The 16,040-nt window shown below is 64.4% G+C and carries 20 protein-coding genes, 1 tRNA gene and 1 riboswitch; of the genes, 18 read left to right on the top strand and 3 right to left on the bottom strand.

What is annotated here, in order from left to right; all coding sequences use genetic code 11:
- Nucleotides 1–144 precede the first annotated feature (144 nt).
- The 3 genes from ACNFCJ_RS08075 to mobA form a co-directional block, all read right to left on the bottom strand.
- Nucleotides 145–221 (bottom strand) — tRNA-Pro (locus tag ACNFCJ_RS08075).
- Nucleotides 222–351: 130 nt separating this feature from the next.
- Nucleotides 352–573, bottom strand: a complete 222-nt coding sequence (locus tag ACNFCJ_RS08080) for a YgdI/YgdR family lipoprotein (RefSeq protein WP_099525269.1) — start codon at nt 571–573, stop codon at nt 352–354.
- Between the two features lie 87 nt (nt 574–660).
- Nucleotides 661–1,251: a molybdenum cofactor guanylyltransferase MobA gene (gene mobA / locus ACNFCJ_RS08085; protein ID WP_143504243.1), complete on the bottom strand. Its 591-nt coding sequence runs from the start codon at nt 1,249–1,251 to the stop codon at nt 661–663.
- Nucleotides 1,252–1,319: 68 nt separating this feature from the next.
- Between mobA and moaB the strand changes: the two genes are divergently transcribed.
- From moaB to ACNFCJ_RS08175, 18 genes are all read left to right on the top strand, one after another.
- Entirely contained in the window at nt 1,320–1,859 is a 540-nt protein-coding gene (gene moaB, locus ACNFCJ_RS08090) for a molybdenum cofactor biosynthesis protein B (protein WP_045732987.1), read from the top strand.
- Nucleotides 1,856–3,070 (top strand): gephyrin-like molybdotransferase Glp, encoded by a 1,215-nt coding sequence (gene glp, locus ACNFCJ_RS08095; protein ID WP_416770728.1) that lies wholly within the window; start codon nt 1,856–1,858, stop codon nt 3,068–3,070. The genes moaB and glp overlap by 4 nt, the downstream gene beginning before the upstream one ends.
- A 151-nt stretch (nt 3,071–3,221) precedes the next feature.
- Nucleotides 3,222–3,854: a C40 family peptidase gene (locus ACNFCJ_RS08100; RefSeq protein ID WP_256834726.1), complete on the top strand. Its 633-nt coding sequence runs from the start codon at nt 3,222–3,224 to the stop codon at nt 3,852–3,854.
- Between the two features lie 127 nt (nt 3,855–3,981).
- Nucleotides 3,982–4,506, top strand: a complete 525-nt coding sequence (locus tag ACNFCJ_RS08105) for a C40 family peptidase (RefSeq protein WP_416770730.1) — start codon at nt 3,982–3,984, stop codon at nt 4,504–4,506.
- A 10-nt stretch (nt 4,507–4,516) separates the two neighbouring features.
- Nucleotides 4,517–4,837: a hypothetical protein gene (locus ACNFCJ_RS08110; protein ID WP_099525274.1), complete on the top strand. Its 321-nt coding sequence runs from the start codon at nt 4,517–4,519 to the stop codon at nt 4,835–4,837.
- A 39-nt stretch (nt 4,838–4,876) separates the two neighbouring features.
- A riboswitch (cobalamin riboswitch) is annotated at nt 4,877–5,088 on the top strand.
- A gap of 185 nt (nt 5,089–5,273) precedes the next feature.
- Nucleotides 5,274–5,885, top strand: a complete 612-nt coding sequence (cobO, locus tag ACNFCJ_RS08115) for a cob(I)yrinic acid a,c-diamide adenosyltransferase (RefSeq protein ID WP_143504237.1) — start codon at nt 5,274–5,276, stop codon at nt 5,883–5,885.
- The gene (locus tag ACNFCJ_RS08120) at nt 5,885–7,177 is read left to right on the top strand and encodes a cobyrinate a,c-diamide synthase (RefSeq protein WP_416770732.1); all 1,293 of its coding nucleotides are present in this window, start codon (nt 5,885–5,887) and stop codon (nt 7,175–7,177) included. The genes cobO and ACNFCJ_RS08120 overlap by 1 nt, the downstream gene beginning before the upstream one ends.
- Nucleotides 7,174–7,827 (top strand): 5,6-dimethylbenzimidazole synthase, encoded by a 654-nt coding sequence (gene bluB, locus ACNFCJ_RS08125; protein WP_416770733.1) that lies wholly within the window; start codon nt 7,174–7,176, stop codon nt 7,825–7,827. The genes ACNFCJ_RS08120 and bluB overlap by 4 nt, the downstream gene beginning before the upstream one ends.
- A 3-nt stretch (nt 7,828–7,830) precedes the next feature.
- The gene (gene cbiB, locus ACNFCJ_RS08130; RefSeq protein WP_416770734.1) at nt 7,831–8,739 is read left to right on the top strand and encodes an adenosylcobinamide-phosphate synthase CbiB; all 909 of its coding nucleotides are present in this window, start codon (nt 7,831–7,833) and stop codon (nt 8,737–8,739) included.
- Entirely contained in the window at nt 8,732–9,742 is a 1,011-nt protein-coding gene (gene cobD / locus ACNFCJ_RS08135) for a threonine-phosphate decarboxylase CobD (RefSeq protein ID WP_416770735.1), read from the top strand. Before cbiB ends, cobD begins: the two co-directional genes overlap by 8 nt.
- The gene (locus ACNFCJ_RS08140; RefSeq protein WP_416770737.1) at nt 9,742–11,193 is read left to right on the top strand and encodes a cobyric acid synthase; all 1,452 of its coding nucleotides are present in this window, start codon (nt 9,742–9,744) and stop codon (nt 11,191–11,193) included. Before cobD ends, ACNFCJ_RS08140 begins: the two co-directional genes overlap by 1 nt.
- A 58-nt stretch (nt 11,194–11,251) precedes the next feature.
- The gene (cobU, locus tag ACNFCJ_RS08145) at nt 11,252–11,773 is read left to right on the top strand and encodes a bifunctional adenosylcobinamide kinase/adenosylcobinamide-phosphate guanylyltransferase (RefSeq protein ID WP_416770739.1); all 522 of its coding nucleotides are present in this window, start codon (nt 11,252–11,254) and stop codon (nt 11,771–11,773) included.
- Complete coding sequence (gene cobT, locus ACNFCJ_RS08150) at nt 11,770–12,825, top strand: nicotinate-nucleotide--dimethylbenzimidazole phosphoribosyltransferase (protein ID WP_416770741.1); 1,056 nt, start codon at nt 11,770–11,772, stop codon at nt 12,823–12,825. Before cobU ends, cobT begins: the two co-directional genes overlap by 4 nt.
- A complete protein-coding gene (cobC, locus tag ACNFCJ_RS08155) occupies nt 12,825–13,397 on the top strand; it encodes an alpha-ribazole phosphatase family protein (protein ID WP_416770743.1) in 573 nt (190 codons plus the stop codon). The genes cobT and cobC overlap by 1 nt, the downstream gene beginning before the upstream one ends.
- On the top strand, nt 13,394–14,125 hold the full coding sequence (locus ACNFCJ_RS08160; RefSeq protein WP_416770745.1) for an adenosylcobinamide-GDP ribazoletransferase: 732 nt from the start codon (nt 13,394–13,396) through the stop codon (nt 14,123–14,125). Before cobC ends, ACNFCJ_RS08160 begins: the two co-directional genes overlap by 4 nt.
- Before the next feature lie 72 nt (nt 14,126–14,197).
- Complete coding sequence (locus tag ACNFCJ_RS08165) at nt 14,198–14,602, top strand: MarR family winged helix-turn-helix transcriptional regulator (protein ID WP_099525285.1); 405 nt, start codon at nt 14,198–14,200, stop codon at nt 14,600–14,602.
- Nucleotides 14,603–14,660: 58 nt separating this feature from the next.
- On the top strand, nt 14,661–15,866 hold the full coding sequence (locus ACNFCJ_RS08170) for an MFS transporter (protein WP_416770746.1): 1,206 nt from the start codon (nt 14,661–14,663) through the stop codon (nt 15,864–15,866).
- Nucleotides 15,863–15,988, top strand: a complete 126-nt coding sequence (locus ACNFCJ_RS08175) for a hypothetical protein (RefSeq protein ID WP_256672108.1) — start codon at nt 15,863–15,865, stop codon at nt 15,986–15,988. Before ACNFCJ_RS08170 ends, ACNFCJ_RS08175 begins: the two co-directional genes overlap by 4 nt.
- The last annotated feature ends 52 nt before the right edge of the window (nt 15,989–16,040 follow it).

The raw sequence follows: 16,040 nt of genomic DNA on the forward strand, positions 1-16,040 counted from the left end.
GTGTTTTGCCAGCATACCAATCGGCATACCAATTAGGTAGGGATGACCTGGGATAAGGTGAGACAGCCAGAAACAGAAAACCCGGCGCAGAGGCCGGGTTTTCTGGGGTTCCGAGACATGTAGGAACATGCTGGAACAAGGGATTGGTCGGAGAGACAGGATTCGAACCTGCGACCTTCTCGTCCCGAACGAGACGCGCTACCAAGCTGCGCTACACTCCGAATGCCGTGTATTCTACCGAAAAACTTTTACCGCACAAGGGGTTAGCCCGAAAAAACTACGAGTCGGCAACCCGGTTGTCGACTCGTATCATCCATCTGTCCGGCCGATATGGGCGCTCAGGCTGTTGCCTCAGAGCTCCTTGACGGTTTGCACCTGATCCTTGTTGATGGTGGCGCGTTTGCCGTCGAGCTGTTCGAACTCGTAGAAGCCGGATTCTTCATCGAATTTGGGCTTGTCCACGGTCTGGATCTCACGGCCGTCATTCAGCGTGATTACCGACGGCGAGGAGCAGCCGGCCAGTACAGCGAGGCCGATCGTCATAAGCAGGGCTGGGATTATCCGTTGGTTCATGGTCTGTCTCCTTGAGTACAAAAGGTGGGGCTATACCCTCGCTCAGACGTAAAACTGTCGTATGAGTTCCGCTGGGTGCGTGGTGTTTCAGTGCGAAGGGGCGTGACCCGCCAAGGTTTCCGGCGTATTGAGGTTGGCTAGTCGTGCATCCTCTATGGGGCAATCGACAGCGATGGGCGCTAATTTACCGAACCAGCGCTGCGGGCTGCGTTCTCCGGATTGCCATGCACGTTCCAGGTCGTCTTTCAGTCGTGTCGGCAGCAGGCAGAACAACGGTTGCCAGTAGTTGCCCTGGCGAATCACCACCGGTTGGGTCCCCGCGTGCGCTAGCAGCGACTCGATCAGCGCGTGGTCGATCAGCGGGGCGTCGCAGGGCAGCACCAGCATTTGCTCATGGCGTGCCGCAGCCATGCCGGCGCGGATACCAGCCAGTGGGCCCTGAAAATCCTGATCTTCGTCGGTGACCAGCTGGTCGGCATAAGGCGCATAGCGCTCGGTGTTGCGGTTACAGGAGATGATCAGGTCGTCGCTCAAAGGTCTGGTCAGGTCATGCAACCAGGCGATCAGTGGGCGGCCGCGCCAGTCCAGCAAGCCCTTGTCGCGGCCACCCATGCGCTGGCCTCGGCCGCCGGAAAGCAGAAGCACCGAGCAGGTGGGAAGGGGGTTGGATACGGGCATGCGGGCAGTCTCCGAAGGCAGGCTGTGTGATATAACAGCGCCCATTCTCTCCCAATTGGATGCCTGCCATGAACCACAAGGCCGATGCGGTTTTCGTGCCGCTGAACATTGCCGTGCTGACCGTCAGCGACACACGCACGTTGGAGACCGACACCTCGGGTCAACTGCTGGTCGACCGCCTGACCGCCGCTGGCCACCAGTTGGCCGCTCGCGTTCTGCTCAAGGATGATCTGTACAAGATCCGCGCCCAGGTAGCGACCTGGATCGCCGAGGATCAGGTGCAGGTGGTGGTGATCACCGGCGGTACCGGTTTCACTGGGCGTGACAGCACGCCGGAAGCGGTCGCCTGCCTGCTGGACAAGCAGGTCGATGGTTTCGGCGAGTTGTTCCGGCAGATCTCCGTGGCCGATATCGGCACTTCCACCATCCAGTCGCGTGCGCTGGCCGGTCTGGCCAACGGCACCCTGGTGTGCTGCCTGCCGGGTTCGACCAATGCCTGTCGTACCGCCTGGGACGGCATTCTCGGCGAGCAACTGGATGCACGGCATCGTCCCTGCAACTTCGTGCCGCATCTGAAACAGGTGGGCGCCTGCGAGACACGCGGATGAGTGGTTGCGATCACCCCGGTCTGCTGCCCATGGAGGCGGCGCTGGAGCGCCTGCTGGCGTTGGCAGAGGCGGCGCCCATCGAGCAGAACGAGCTGGTTGCGCTGGCCGAGGCCGATGGACGGGTGCTGGCCGAGCCGCTGATTGCGGCGCTGGATTTGCCACCATGGGCCAACAGCGCCATGGACGGTTATGCGCTGCGCCTGGCTGATTGGAGCGGCCAGGCTCTGCCGGTCAGTCAGCGTATTCAGGCCGGGACTGCGCCTGTGTCGCTGGAGCCGGGTACCTGTGCGCGCATCTTCACCGGTGCGCCGCTGCCTGCAGGTGCCGATACCGTCGAAATGCAGGAGAACGTCGAGCTGGATGAGGCGGGGCGGGTGCACTTCCGTGAGCCGCTGAAAATTGGCCAGAACGTTCGAGCTCAAGGTCAGGAAACCCGCGTAGGCGAAGGTGTGTTGCCAGCCGGTACGCGCCTGGGGCCTATCGAGCTAGGGTTGGCGGCGTCTTTGGGGGCGGCGCAGCTTTCGGTGCGCCGGCGTCTGCGCGTTGCGGTGCTGTCTACTGGCGACGAACTGGTAGAGCCAGGTCAGGCGCTTGGCCCGGGGCAGATCTACAACAGCAATCGCCGTCTGCTGATTGCCTGGTTGCAGCGGCTGGGCTGCAGCGTTGTGGATGCGGGCATCTTGCCCGATGATCTGCAGCGTACCCGCGAAGCGCTGGGGGCCTTGGGCGAGGTCGATCTGATTCTCTCCACGGGTGGCGTTTCGGTGGGGGAGGCGGATTTCCTTGGCATAGCCCTGCGTGAGGCGGGCGAACTGGCGCTGTGGAAGCTGGCGATCAAGCCGGGTAAGCCGCTGACCTTCGGTCATTATCAGGGGGTTCCGGTAATAGGTCTGCCGGGCAACCCGGCTTCGACACTGGTTACCTTCGGACTGCTGGCGCGTCCTTATATGTTGCGTCGTCTTGGCGTGCAGCGGGTCGAGCCGTTGGGCTTCGCGGTACCGGCAGGTTTTACCTGGCGCAAGCCGGGCATGCGCCGCGAGTACCTGCGGGCGCGTCTGGAGCAGGGGCGTGTGGTGCCTTACGCCAACCAGAGTTCTGGCGTTTTGCGCAGCGCCGCCTGGGCAGAAGGCTTGGCCGAGGTCATGGAAGGCAGTACGCTGGCCGAGGAAGATATGTTGCGTTTCATTCCGCTCAGCGAGATTCTCGGCTAGGTTTCCGAGTCGCCCGACCATGCAGATGGTTGGGCGCTTTAGATGAAATGGCGAGACCACTGAGTCACAATTCTGTCGATAGAATTTGCAAATGAGCGTTATAGAAGGCATAGTCGCGGACTTGTTAAATTCACTCGACACGGTCGTGCCCATGCTAAAACGCTTCGCACCCCTCGTGCCTATTGCACTCACAGTCTTTCTCGCTGCCTGTGCCGGCCATGCTCCGCAGACGCAGCCGCAGCAACCGATCAGCGATGCAGCAGTCGAACCTGTGACTCGCCTGATGATCGAGCAGGATGAACCTGCCGATGATGAGATCAACGCGCTGATCGACGATCAACCCTATGAAATGCCGCAACTGGCCGACAGCCTGCTCGATCTCGGGCGTTCGCTGATCGGTACCCGTTATCGCTACGGCGGTAGCTCGGTACAGTCTGGTTTCGATTGCAGCGGTTTTGTCGGCTACCTGTTCCGCGAGGAAGTCGGCCTGGAACTGCCGCGTTCCACGCGTGAGCTGATCAACCTCGATGCGCCGAAGGTGGCGCGCGCCGATCTGGAACCGGGTGATCTGATCCTGTTCAATGATCGTGGTCGTGGTCGCGTCAGTCATGCCGGCATCTACCTGGGTGATGATCAGTTCATCCACTCCAGCAGCAGCCGCAGCGGTGGTGTGCGCATCGATAGCCTGGATGACAGTTACTGGAATCGCAGCTACCTGCAAGCCAAGCGCGTGCTCGCCCTGGCTCCGGTTGAAGATCAGGTCGCTGCCAAGCGTCATAACTGATGCATACGGCGTAACTGCAGAATCTGTTCAAGGGCTGTCTTGTCAGCCTTGAGCAGGTGCTGAGGGTTGCGCCGTTTGTCTGCAAGCGGCAGAGTAGAGCGCATTCAGGCTCAGGATCGCCTCGCTTATGCCCGTCACGACCCGTGTTGCCCTCATCGCTCTCGCTCTGCTGCTGAGTGCTTGCAGCAGTCGCGCTCCCTCTCCCCAGCCTATCTATAGTCCTCCAGTCTCTGCTTCGTCCTATCAGGGTGGTGCCGAAGATGTGCTGTTCCGCGCCCTCGGCCTGGTTGGTACGCCCTATCGTTATGGCGGTAATACCCCGGAAGGTGGTTTCGACTGCAGTGGCCTGATTGGCTATGTTTATCGCGATGCTGCCGGTATCAGCCTGCCGCGTTCGACGCGTGAGCTGAGTGCCATGCGCACCCCTGATGTCCGTCGCGATGCCCTGAAAAGTGGCGACCTGGTGTTCTTTGCCACCAATGGCGGACGCGCCGTCAGCCATGCCGGCATCTATGTCGGCGACGGCCGCTTCGTGCATGCTCCCTCTACCGGCGGTACGGTGCGCCTGGACAACCTCACCAGCGGTTATTGGCAGGGCGTCTATCTCGATGCCAAGCGCGTCATCACGCCAGAGCTAGCGCGTAACCCCTGAATTACTGTCCATGGTCGATCCCATTCGCCTGCCGCCTCAGCCCGAGGTGTGCGAACTGTGCGCGCGGCCCGTTGCATTGACGCGTCATCATCTGATTCCCAAGGCTCTGCACGACAAGACCTACGTGCAGAAGCGTTTTGCTCGTCATGAGCGCATCACGGCTACGCTCTGGGTCTGCCGCGCCTGCCACAACCAGATTCACCGGCTGTTCAGCGAAAAGGAGCTGGCGCTGACCTACAACAGCCGTGACGCGCTGCTGGGTGATGAGCGCCTGCGCACCTTCGTCGAGTGGCTGGCGAGCAAACCGCCAGGTTTCACACCCAGGCATTGAGTGGCGTTGGCGTTGACGCGCAGGGCTGCCAGCCTCTACCCTGCGCGCCTTGCTTCAGGTGCCCCGAGTTGCCGTGAATGGTAGCCATGGGGTGAAACAGGGAAGCCGGTCCGAATGCCGGCGCTGCCCCCGCAACGGTAGGTGAGTCAAACACCGCTCAAGGCCACTGTGTATTTGCACGGGAAGGCGCGGTGCCGAACCTTCTGGTTCGCTCACAAGCCCGGAGACCGGCCTGTCGCATTTTCACGGCATCGCGGAGGGCGTTGTCCGGCCGACGCTCCGGTTTTTCCGGGGTGTTGTGCTTCCTGTCTTCCGCTCGCCTGACCAGCCATTGGCGCCTGGGTGAGGAAGCGCGGACCATCGCGATCTACTCCCCATCGTTGCTCGTACTGTTTACCGACAGTCGACGCGGGTGCCTGATGTACAGGAGCACAGCATGAGCGAGTCCACCGAGCGTGATGCCCGCCACAAGGCGCGCATGCAGCGCAAGAAAGCCCTGATCGACGAAAAGATCGCCCAGGCCCAGGACGAATACGGCCTGTTGCTGGTGCACAGCGGCAATGGTAAGGGCAAGAGCAGCAGCGCCTTCGGCATGGTCGCGCGTGCCCTCGGTCATGGCCTCAAGGTCGGCGTGGTGCAGTTCATCAAGGGCGCGGCCAGCACCGGCGAAGAATCCTTCTTCCGCCGCTTTCCCGAGGAAGTCAGCTACCACGTGATGGGTGAGGGCTTTACCTGGGAAACCCAGGATCGCCAGCGCGATATCGCCAAGGCGCAGGAGGCCTGGGCGGTGGCTCGGCGCCTGCTGAGCGACGAGTCCGTCGGCCTGGTGGTGCTGGACGAGCTGAACATTGCCCTCAAGCATGGCTACCTCGAACTGGGCGCGGTGCTGGCCGATATCGAGGCTCGGCCGCTGCTGCAGCACGTGGTAGTGACCGGGCGTGGCGCCTTGCCGGGGATGATCGAGGCGGCTGATACGGTCACCGAGATGAGCCTGGTCAAGCATGCGTTCAAATCCGGGGTAAAGGCGCAGAAGGGCATCGAATTCTGATGGAAGCACGTCACTGTCCGGCGTTGTTGATTGCCGCCCCGGCTTCCGGCCAGGGTAAGACCACCGTGACTGCTGCCCTGGCGCGTTTGCATACGCGCCAGGGACGGCGGGTGCGGGTGTTCAAATGTGGGCCCGACTTTCTCGACCCGATGATCCATGCTCGTGCCAGTGGCGCACCGGTGTATCAGCTCGACCTGGCCATGGTCGGCGAGGCGGAAAGCCGTCGCCTGCTGTGGCGGGCCGCTGGCGAGGCTGATCTGATCCTGATCGAAGGGGTGATGGGGTTGTTCGACGGTAAGCCGTCGGCGGCCGACCTGGCGCGTCATTTCGGCGTGCCGGTGCTTGGAGTTATCGACGGTGCGGCCATGGCGCAGACCTTTGGTGCGCTGGCCCACGGTCTGGCTACCTTCCAGCCGGATCTGCCCTTTGCCGGGGTGCTCGGCAACCGCGTCGCCAGCACGCGCCATGGCGATATCCTGCGCGATGCCCTGCCGCCCAGCATCCACTGGTTCGGCGCCTTGCCGCGCAGTGCCGCGGTGGAATTGCCCAGCCGCCATCTGGGGCTGGTGCAGGCGGGAGAGTTGGCCGATCTGGATGCGCGCCTGGACGCCGCCGCCGATGCCCTGGCCGCCAGCGCCAACGTCGACCTGCCGCCAGCGGTGAGCTTCGCCGCGCCGCAGTTCGATGAACCTGCGCCATTGCTGAATGGCGTGCGCATCGGCGTGGCGCGTGATGCCGCGTTCGCCTTCCTTTATCAGGCCAATCTCGACCTGCTGCAGGCGCTAGGCGCAGAATTGCGCTACTTCTCGCCACTGGTCGATAGCGCGTTGCCCGACGTCGACAGCCTGTACCTGCCTGGTGGTTACCCTGAGTTGTACCTCTCCGAGCTGGAGAGCAATCAGGCCATGGCTGACGCGATTCGCGCCCATCACCAGTCCGGCAAGCCGCTGCTGGCCGAATGTGGCGGCATGCTCTATCTGCTCGATGAGCTGCGCGACAAGCAAGGTGCCAGCGGGCGCATGCTCGGCCTGCTCAGCGGCAGCGCGGCCTTGCAGCCGCGGCTGACCGCGTTGGCCCTGCAGGAAGTGACGTTGCCCGAAGGCGAGCTACGTGGCCACAGCTACCATCACTCGCGTCTGGAAAGCCCCTTGCAGCCCCTGGTGCGTGGCCGCTGCCCGAACGGCAAGCCGGTGGCTGAGGCGGTATATCGTTTGGGGCGACTAACGGCCAGCTATATCCATTTCTACCTGCCCTCCAACCCGGAGGCAGCCGCCGCGCTGTTGCGTCCGTGACCGACCATGCCTTCAGTGCGCAGGAGCGTGCCGCGGTATACCGCGCCATCGCCGAGCGTCGCGACATGCGTCATTTTGCCGGCGGCGAGGTACCGCCTGAGGTGCTGGCGCGCTTGCTCGAGGCGGCGCACCACGCCCCCAGCGTCGGCCTGATGCAGCCGTGGCGTTTTCTGCGTATCAGCGACCCGCAACTGCGTGAGGCGGCTCATGCGCTGGTGGAGGCCGAGCGTGTGCGTACCGCCGAAGCTTTGGGCGAGCGCAGCGACCAGTTCATGCGGCTGAAGGTCGAGGGCATTCGCGACTGCGCCGAGCTGCTGGCCGTGGCGCTGATGGAGGGACGCGAAGCGCATATCTTCGGGCGGCGCACCTTGCCGGAAATGGATATGGCCTCGGTGGCCTGCGCCATTCAGAATCTGTGGCTGGCTGCACGAGCCGAAGGGCTGGGCGTGGGCTGGGTGTCGCTGTTCGACCCCGAGGCGCTGGCCGAGCTGCTGTGCATGCCGGCTGGCAGCAAACCGGTGGCGTTGCTGTGCCTGGGGCCGGTGGACGCCTTCTATGAGAAACCGATGCTGGTGGAAGAGGGCTGGGCCACGCCACGGCCGCTGAGCGAGCTGCTATTCGAGAATCAATGGGGAGTTCGGGGTGACTGAACGATGAGTCTGGCGCTGATCACCTGTGCCGGCGTGGCGCTGGACGCCTTACTGGGCGAGCCCCGACACGCGCACCCGCTGGTGGCCTTCGGTCGCCTGGCCGAGCGCCTAGAGCAGCGTTTCAACCCGGCTGGCGGCGGCTGGCGCAGTCATGGCGTCACCGCCTGGTGCCTGGCGGTGCTGCCACTTACCCTGCTCACCTGGCTGCTGGTACAGGTCAGTGGTCTGGGCTGGGCGGTGGAGATATTCGCCCTGTACTTCGCCCTTGGCCTGCGCAGTCTGTATGAGCACGCACAGCCGGTGGCGCAGGCGCTGCGTCTGGGCGACCTGGCTCTGGCGCGGGAGCGCGTCGGCTGGATGGTCAGCCGCAACACTGCCGAGTTGGACGCCACGGGCGTAGCACGTGCCGGCACCGAGTCGGTGCTGGAGAACGGCTCTGACGCAGCGTTCGCCGCCTTGTTCTGGTTCATCGTTGCGGGCGCACCGGGTGTGGTGCTGTACCGCCTCAGCAATACCCTCGATGCCATGTGGGGCTACCGCAACGAGCGTTTCGAGCGTTTTGGCTGGGCGGCCGCGAAAATCGATGACTTGCTCAATTATCTGCCGGCGCGCCTGGTGGCGCTGACCTACGCACTGCTTGGCCACGCCGCCCTGGCGCTTAGGTGCTGGCGCAAGCAGGCGCCGCTGTGGGACAGTCCCAATGCTGGCCCGGTGATGGCGTCTGGCGCAGGCAGCCTGGGCGTGAGCCTGGGCGGGGCGGCGGAGTATCACGGCGAGCGGCATGAACGCCCGCAGTTGGGCGAAGGCCCGGCGGCGCGTGCGCGGGATATCGAGCGGGCGATGAATCGAGTCGCCGCGGGCGTTGGCTTATGGTTGCTGTGCCTGATCGTATGGGAGGTCTGGGTTGCTTGAGCATGGAGGTCGACTGCGCGCCGCTGCGCAGCGCTATGGCATCCCACTGGAGGATTGGCTGGACCTGTCCACTGGGGTTGCACCTTACGGTTGGGAACTGCCGAGCGTCCCAGGCTCGGCATGGGCGCGCCTGCCTGAAACGGACGATGGCCTGGAGCAGGCCGCGCGCGATTATTACGGCGCCGTCAGCCTGCTGCCGGTAGCCGGTTCGCAGGCGGCGATCCAGGCCTTGCCGCGTCTACGTCGCAACGCCAGCGTGGGCATCATCGCGCCCACCTACGCCGAGCATGCTGCTGCCTGGCGTCGTGAAGGCCATCGCGTTACCCGACTCAGCGAGGGTTCTGTGCATCGGGCCCTGCCGCAGTTGGATGTGCTGCTGGTGGTCAACCCGAACAATCCGACCGGCCGACTGATCGAGCCGGCGCGCCTGCTTGACTGGCACGACGAACTGGCCGAGCGCGGTGGATGGCTGGTGGTCGACGAAGCCTTCATCGATTGCACGCCGGAGCACAGCCTGGCTGCCTACAGCGACATGCCGGGGCTGATCGTGCTGCGCTCGTTCGGCAAGTTCTTCGGCCTGGCTGGTCTGCGCCTGGGCTTCGTCCTGGCTGCCCAGGCATTGCTGGATGAGCTGGAAACGCTGCTCGGCCCTTGGGCCGTGAGCGGCCCCGCGCGCAGTGTGGCGCGCAACCTGCTGGTCGATGGCGAGGGGCAGTGCCGCCAGCGTGAACGGCTGTTGGCCGATGGCGAGCGTCTGGCGGCGCTGCTGCGTGATTGCGGCATGCCGGTGACCGGTGGCTCGGCGCTCTTCCAGTTCTGTTGCACCCGTCGGGCGGTGCCTTGCATGGAGCTGCTGGCGCGGCGCGGCATTCTGGTGCGCCTGTTCGCCGAGCTGGACAGTCTGCGTTTCGGTCTGCCGGCGGATGAGGCTGGCTGGCTGCGGCTGGAGCAGGGGCTGCTGGAATGTGCGCCGATCCTGGCCAGTCTCGAGGAAACGCCCTGATGGCCACCTTGATGGTGCAGGGCACCACGTCCGATGCCGGCAAGAGCACGCTGGTGACGGCTCTGTGCCGCTGGGCTCGGCGCCAGGGCATTTCCGTGGCGCCGTTCAAACCACAGAACATGGCACTCAATTCCGCCGTGACTGCCGATGGCGGCGAGATCGGTCGCGCGCAGGCAGTGCAGGCGCAGGCGGCCGGGCTGCAGCCACATACCGACATGAACCCGGTGCTGCTCAAACCCAACAGCGACATGGGCGCCCAGGTGATCATCCACGGTCGGGCCATCGGCAATATGCAGGCGCTGACCTATCACGGCTACAAGCCGGTGGCGATGGCGGCGGTGCTGGAGTCCCACGGCCGATTGCTGGAGCGTCATCAGCTGGTGCTGGTCGAAGGCGCCGGCTCGCCGGCCGAAATCAACCTGCGTGCCGGTGACATCGCCAACATGGGCTTTGCCGAGGCAGTCGATTGCCCGGTAATCCTGATCGCCGATATCGACAAGGGCGGCGTGTTCGCCCATCTGGTCGGCACCCTGGAGCTGCTCAGCCCGAGCGAGCAGGCGCGCATCCGCGGCTTCGTGATCAATCGCTTTCGCGGTGATATCGCACTGCTCAAACCGGGGCTGGACTGGCTGGAGCAACGCACCGGCAAGCCCGTGCTCGGCGTGCTGCCGTACCTGATGGATTTCCACCTGGAAGCCGAGGACGCCGTCGATACCCGCCAGCAGGCCAAGGACGAACAGGCCTTGCGCGTGGTGGTGCCGGTTCTGCCGCGTATCAGCAACCACACCGATTTCGACCCGCTGCGCCTGCATCCGCAGGTGCAACTGACTTTCGTCGGGCCCGGTCAGGCCATCCCGCCAGCGGACCTGATCATCCTGCCTGGCTCCAAGAGTGTGCGCGCCGATCTCGCGCGGCTGCGCGAACAGGGCTGGGATGCTGCCATCACCCGCCACCTGCGTTATGGCGGCAAGGTTCTGGGTATCTGTGGTGGCCTGCAGATGCTCGGTCGGCAGATTCACGATCCGCACGGGCTGGAAGGTGTTGCCGGCAGTAGCGAAGGTCTCGGTCTGCTGGATTTCGAGACGCTGCTGGAGCCGGAGAAACAGTTGCGCAACGTGCGCGGTCGGTTGTGCCTGGAGCAGGCTGATGTCAGCGGTTACGAGATTCATGCCGGCGTCAGTCGTGGGCCGGGGATCAATGGCGCCGTGCGGCTCGATGACGGGCGCTGCGACGGTGGCCTCAGCGCCGATGGCCAGGTGTTCGGTACCTACCTGCATGGCCTGTTCGAGCAACCCTCGGCGTTCGCGGCGCTGTTGCGCTGGGCCGGGCTGCATGAGGTGCAGGCGGTGGATTACCAGGCGCTGCGCGAGCGCGATATCGAGCGCCTGGCGGATCAGGTGGAGCTGCACCTGGATACCGAAAAACTCAAGGCGCTTTGCGGCCTGGGGTAGGGGGCGTGGCACCCGCAGGTTTTGAAATGGTGCGCACAACGCACCCTACGGAGAGAAGATGCTTGAATTGATCCTCGGCGGTGCTCGTTCCGGCAAGAGCCGGCTGGCCGAGAAGCTGGCCGACGAGTCCGGATTGGAGGTCGTCTACATCGCCACCAGTCAGCCGCTCGATGGCGAGATGAATGCACGCGTCGCCCAGCATCGTGCACGTCGGCCAGCACATTGGGCGTTGGTCGAGGAGCCACTGGAACTCGCCCGTGTGCTGCGCGAACAGGCTGCGCCCGGCCGTTGCCTGCTGGTGGACTGCCTGACCCTGTGGCTGACCAATTTGCTGATGCTGGATGATTCTGCTCGTCTGGCAGCCGAACGTGAGGCGCTGCTCGACTGCGTGGAGCAACTGCCGGGGCGCATTCTGCTGGTCAGCAATGAAACCGGCCTGGGCGTGGTGCCGCTGGGCGAGCTCACCCGTCGTTATGTCGATGAGGCCGGCTGGCTGCACCAGGCGCTGGCCGAGCGCAGCCAACGCGTGCTGTTCACAGTTGCCGGTTTGCCCATGGTGTTGAAGGGGGAGGCGTTATGAGCCTGCAATGGTGGCAAGGGCCGTGTCAGCCGCTCGATCATGTTGCGCGGGTCAAGGCCGAGACGCGTCAGCAGCAATTGACCAAGCCGGCCGGTTCGCTGGGGCGGCTGGAGAGTCTCGCCATCCATCTGGCCGCATTACAGGGGCGCGAGCGGCCCAGCCTGAACCAGCTGTGGATCGCCATCTTTGCCGGTGACCACGGCGTGGTGGCCGAGGGCATTTCCGCCTATCCGCAGGCAGTGACCGGGCAGATGCTGGCCAACTTCGTCACTGGCGGTGCGGCCATCAACGTGCTCGCGCGTCAGTTGGACGCAGCGCTGGAGGTGATCGACCTGGGGACTGCCGAACCACTGCCGCCGCTGCCTGGCGTGCGTCATCTGCAGGTCGGCGCCGGCACGCAGAATTTCGCCCGCGATCCAGCGATGACCTTGGCCCAGGCGATGATTTGCCTGGAAGCTGGCCGCGACAGCGTCCAACGCGCGCGCGCCAGTGGTTGCGACCTGTTCGTCGGTGGCGAGATGGGCATCGGCAACACCACCGCGGCGGCCGCGCTGGCCTGCTGGCTACTGGATTGCCCGGCGAGCGAACTGGCAGGCCCTGGTACCGGATTGGATGGTGCTGGTGTGGCGCACAAGGCGCGGGTGATCGACGCCGCGCTGGCGCTGCACCGGAGGCAGATCGTCGATCCGCTGCAAGCGCTGATCCACTTGGGTGGCTTCGAGATCGCCGCCCTCGTTGGTGCTTACCTGGCCGCTGCGCAGCAGGGTGTCGCGGTATTGGTCGATGGCTTTATCTGCAGCGTCGCTGCCTTGCTTGCCGTGCGCCTGAACCCTGGTTGCCGCGACTGGCTGCTGTTCGCCCACCACGGCGCTGAGCCGGGGCACGTGCGCGTGCTGCAGGCACTGCAGGCCGAACCAATGTTGGAACTCGGCCTGCGCCTGGGCGAGGGTAGCGGCGCTGCATTGGCCGTGCCGTTGCTGCGCCTGGCCTGCGCCCTGCACGGACAGATGGCGACCTTCGCTGAAGCTGCCGTTGCCGAGAGACCAAGCTGATGCTGCAGCTGGAATTGCTGCGCCATGGCGAGACCGAACTGGGTGGCGGTTTGCGCGGCAGCCTGGACGATGCGCTCACCGAGCAGGGCTGGGCGCAGTTGCGTGCCGCCGTGCAGGGCGCCGGCCCCTGGGATCGCCTGATCAGCTCGCCGCTGCAGCGTTGTGCCCGCTTTGCCGAGGAGCTGGCCGCCGCCCATGGTTTGCCGCTGCACCTTGAGCCCGGCCTGCAGGAGCTGCATTTCGGTGACTGGGAAGGGTGTAGCGCCGCCGAGCTGATGGGCAGCGATGCCGAGGCATTGGGCAGGTTCTGGGCCGACCCCTATGCGTTCACGCCGCCCAATGGCGAGCCGTTGCTGCAGTTCGAGGCGCGTATTCTGGCTGCCATGCGGCGCTTACAGCAGAACCATGCGGACGAGCGCCTGCTGCTGATCACTCATGGCGGTGTCATGCGTCTGCTGCTGGCGCGAGCCCGCTGTCTGCCACGCCAGGAGCTGCTGCAGGTCAACGTCGGCTACGCTCAGCGTTTTCGCCTGAGCCTGGATGCCGACGGGCAACTGACGGAATTGCCATGATTGCGCTGCTGATCGCCCTGCAGTTCCTCACTCGCTTGCCTGTCACGCTGCCTGGCATGCCCTCGCCGGAGCAGGTGGGGCGTTCGCTGCTCTGGTATCCGGCCGTGGGCCTGTTGCTCGGCCTGCTGTTATGGGGCGCGCACCTGCTGTTGGGGCAGACGTCGGCCTTATTACAGGCAGCGATCATTCTGGCGCTGTGGGTGGGGCTGAGCGGTGGCCTGCATCTGGATGGCCTGGCCGACACCGCTGATGCCTGGGTCGGCGGTTTTGGTGACCGTGAGCGCACCCTGGCGATCATGAAAGACCCTCGCAGCGGGCCTATCGCAGTAGTGGTGCTGGTTCTGCTGTTGCTTCTCAAGTTCGCCGCCTTGTTCACGCTGCTGCAGGCCGGGCAGGGGATCTACCTGCTGCTGTTGCCCTGGCTGGGACGCAGTCTGTTGCCACTGCTGTTGGCGACCACGCCCTATGTGCGCTCCGGTGGACTGGGGCAGGCGCTGGTCGATCACTTGCCGCGCCGACAATTGCCCTGGGTGCTGGGCCTGCACCTGCTGGGCATGCTGCTGTTCGGCTGGCAGGGCCTGCTGGTGCTGGCGACGGGCTTGCTGCTGTTCGCCTGGCTGCGCCGCGCCTTGCTGCAACGTCTCGGCGGCACCACGGGTGATACGGCCGGTGCACTGGTCGAGCTGGCTGAGTGCAGCGCACTTTTAGCGCTAGCGCTGAATCTCTGACACAACTGTTATGCCGACCCAGTGCATAACTGTATGAGTGTGAATCGTTGATGCGGGTATATACCTGTATCTATGTTGCCGACCTCCTGCCTCTGTACCCAACTGCGCCGCGCCAGTCGCGGCGTTACTCGTCTCTACGATGACGCCTTGGCTGCTGTCGGGCTTGGCGGTGCGCAGTTTTCCCTGCTGCGGCACGTACAGCGGCTCGGGCAGCCGAGCATTTCCGTGCTAGCCGAGGCCATGGGGCTGGATCGTAGTACGTTGGGGCGCAACGTGCGGGTGCTGGAGGAACAGGGTCTGGTGCAACTGGGAGAGGGGCGCGACTTGCGCGCTCGCGAGGTACGGCTCACAGAGGCCGGCCTGCAACGCATCGATCTGGCGCTGCCGCTGTGGGAACAGGCACAGCGCGAGGTGACCGCGCAACTGGGCGAAGGTCGCCGTGCCGAATTGATGAGGTTGCTCGAACAACTGGCCTGATGGCCAACTCATTTTTACTGCCTGAACGGTCGTTAACGGGCGTTCGCTGGAGAGACTGATGACAACTGCATGGCGCTCAACCACCTGGCTGCTGCTTGGCGCGTCACTGATCCTGGCGCTGTCGCTGGGCACCCGGCATGGTTTCGGCTTGTTCCTGCCGCCGATGAGTGCGGAGTTCGACTGGGGCCGCGAGGTGTTCGCCTTCGCCATCGCGCTACAGAATCTGATCTGGGGTTTGGCGCAGCCGATCACTGGAGCACTGGCCGACCGTTTTGGCGCGCGCAAGGCCATTGTCATCGGCGGGGTGCTTTATGTCTTGGGGCTGCTGTGTATGGGCATGGCGGATTCGCCTCTGTCGTTGTCGCTGAGTGCGGGCCTGCTGATCGGTATCGGCCTGTCCGGTACCTCGTTCTCGGTCATTCTGGGCGTAGTCGGCCGTGCGGTTCCGGCGGAGAAGCGCAGCATGGCCATGGGCATTGCTGCGGCCGCCGGATCTTTCGGTCAGTTCGCCATGCTGCCGGGTACGCTGGGGCTGATCGGCTGGTTGGGCTGGTCTTCGGCATTGTTGGCGCTGGGCCTGCTGGTCGCTCTGATTCTGCCGTTGGCCGCGATGATCAACGAGGCGCCGTCACCGGTGAGTACTGGCCCGCAGCAAACCTTGGGTGAGGCGCTGCGCGAGGCCACCAGCCATTCGGGGTTCTGGCTGCTGGCGCTGGGTTTCTTCGTCTGTGGTTTCCAGGTGGTGTTCGTCGCCGTGCATCTGCCGGCCTATCTGGTTGACCATCACCTGCCGGCGCTGACCGGCACTACGGTGCTGGCACTGGTCGGCCTGTTCAATATCTTCGGTACCTACATCGCCGGCTGGCTCGGCGGCCGCATGGCCAAGCCGCGTCTACTGAGCATCCTGTACCTGTTGCGTGGGGTGGTGATCACGCTGTTTCTGGTGGCGCCACTGACGCAATGGAGCGCCTACCTGTTCGGTATCGCCATGGGCCTGCTGTGGCTATCCACCGTGCCGCTGACCAACGGTACCGTGGCGACCCTGTTCGGCGTGCGTAACCTGTCGATGCTCGGCGGTATCGTCTTTCTGTTCCACCAACTGGGCTCCTTCCTCGGTGGTTGGCTGGGCGGTTACCTCTACGACACCACCGGCAGCTACGACCTGGTCTGGCAGATTTCCATCGGCCTCAGCCTGATGGCCGCCGCGCTCAACTGGCCGGTACGTGAGGTGCCGGTGGCGCGTCTGCAGGGTGCGCCGGCATGAGCCGTAAGGTGCTGACGCTCAGTGCCGCGGCGCTGGGCTTCGGTACGCTGCTGGCTTTGGCCTGGTGGGGCTGGCGCCAGGGTGGACTGGCTTTGCTGCAGCTGGGTGTCGGTATCTGCTAGGTTCTGCACGATAAGTGCCTGCGCTCGGTGATGCTGCGTTAAAAACGGGTTC

This window comes from Pseudomonas sp. NY15364, from assembly GCF_048068235.1.
Classification (GTDB): Bacteria; Pseudomonadota; Gammaproteobacteria; order Pseudomonadales; family Pseudomonadaceae; genus Aquipseudomonas; species Aquipseudomonas mendocina_D.

Coding starts and splice junctions, on each gene's coding strand:
- ACNFCJ_RS08080 (WP_099525269.1), bottom strand. CDS start 573: ATGAACCAACGGATAATCCCAGCCCTGCTTATGACGATCGGCCTCGCT.
- mobA (WP_143504243.1), bottom strand. CDS start 1,251: ATGCCCGTATCCAACCCCCTTCCCACCTGCTCGGTGCTTCTGCTTTCC.
- moaB (WP_045732987.1), top strand. CDS start 1,320: ATGAACCACAAGGCCGATGCGGTTTTCGTGCCGCTGAACATTGCCGTG.
- glp (WP_416770728.1), top strand. CDS start 1,856: ATGAGTGGTTGCGATCACCCCGGTCTGCTGCCCATGGAGGCGGCGCTG.
- ACNFCJ_RS08100 (WP_256834726.1), top strand. CDS start 3,222: ATGCTAAAACGCTTCGCACCCCTCGTGCCTATTGCACTCACAGTCTTT.
- ACNFCJ_RS08105 (WP_416770730.1), top strand. CDS start 3,982: ATGCCCGTCACGACCCGTGTTGCCCTCATCGCTCTCGCTCTGCTGCTG.
- ACNFCJ_RS08110 (WP_099525274.1), top strand. CDS start 4,517: ATGGTCGATCCCATTCGCCTGCCGCCTCAGCCCGAGGTGTGCGAACTG.
- cobO (WP_143504237.1), top strand. CDS start 5,274: ATGAGCGAGTCCACCGAGCGTGATGCCCGCCACAAGGCGCGCATGCAG.
- ACNFCJ_RS08120 (WP_416770732.1), top strand. CDS start 5,885: ATGGAAGCACGTCACTGTCCGGCGTTGTTGATTGCCGCCCCGGCTTCC.
- cbiB (WP_416770734.1), top strand. CDS start 7,831: ATGAGTCTGGCGCTGATCACCTGTGCCGGCGTGGCGCTGGACGCCTTA.
- ACNFCJ_RS08140 (WP_416770737.1), top strand. CDS start 9,742: ATGGCCACCTTGATGGTGCAGGGCACCACGTCCGATGCCGGCAAGAGC.
- cobU (WP_416770739.1), top strand. CDS start 11,252: ATGCTTGAATTGATCCTCGGCGGTGCTCGTTCCGGCAAGAGCCGGCTG.
- cobT (WP_416770741.1), top strand. CDS start 11,770: ATGAGCCTGCAATGGTGGCAAGGGCCGTGTCAGCCGCTCGATCATGTT.
- cobC (WP_416770743.1), top strand. CDS start 12,825: ATGCTGCAGCTGGAATTGCTGCGCCATGGCGAGACCGAACTGGGTGGC.
- ACNFCJ_RS08160 (WP_416770745.1), top strand. CDS start 13,394: ATGATTGCGCTGCTGATCGCCCTGCAGTTCCTCACTCGCTTGCCTGTC.
- ACNFCJ_RS08165 (WP_099525285.1), top strand. CDS start 14,198: ATGTTGCCGACCTCCTGCCTCTGTACCCAACTGCGCCGCGCCAGTCGC.
- ACNFCJ_RS08170 (WP_416770746.1), top strand. CDS start 14,661: ATGACAACTGCATGGCGCTCAACCACCTGGCTGCTGCTTGGCGCGTCA.
- ACNFCJ_RS08175 (WP_256672108.1), top strand. CDS start 15,863: ATGAGCCGTAAGGTGCTGACGCTCAGTGCCGCGGCGCTGGGCTTCGGT.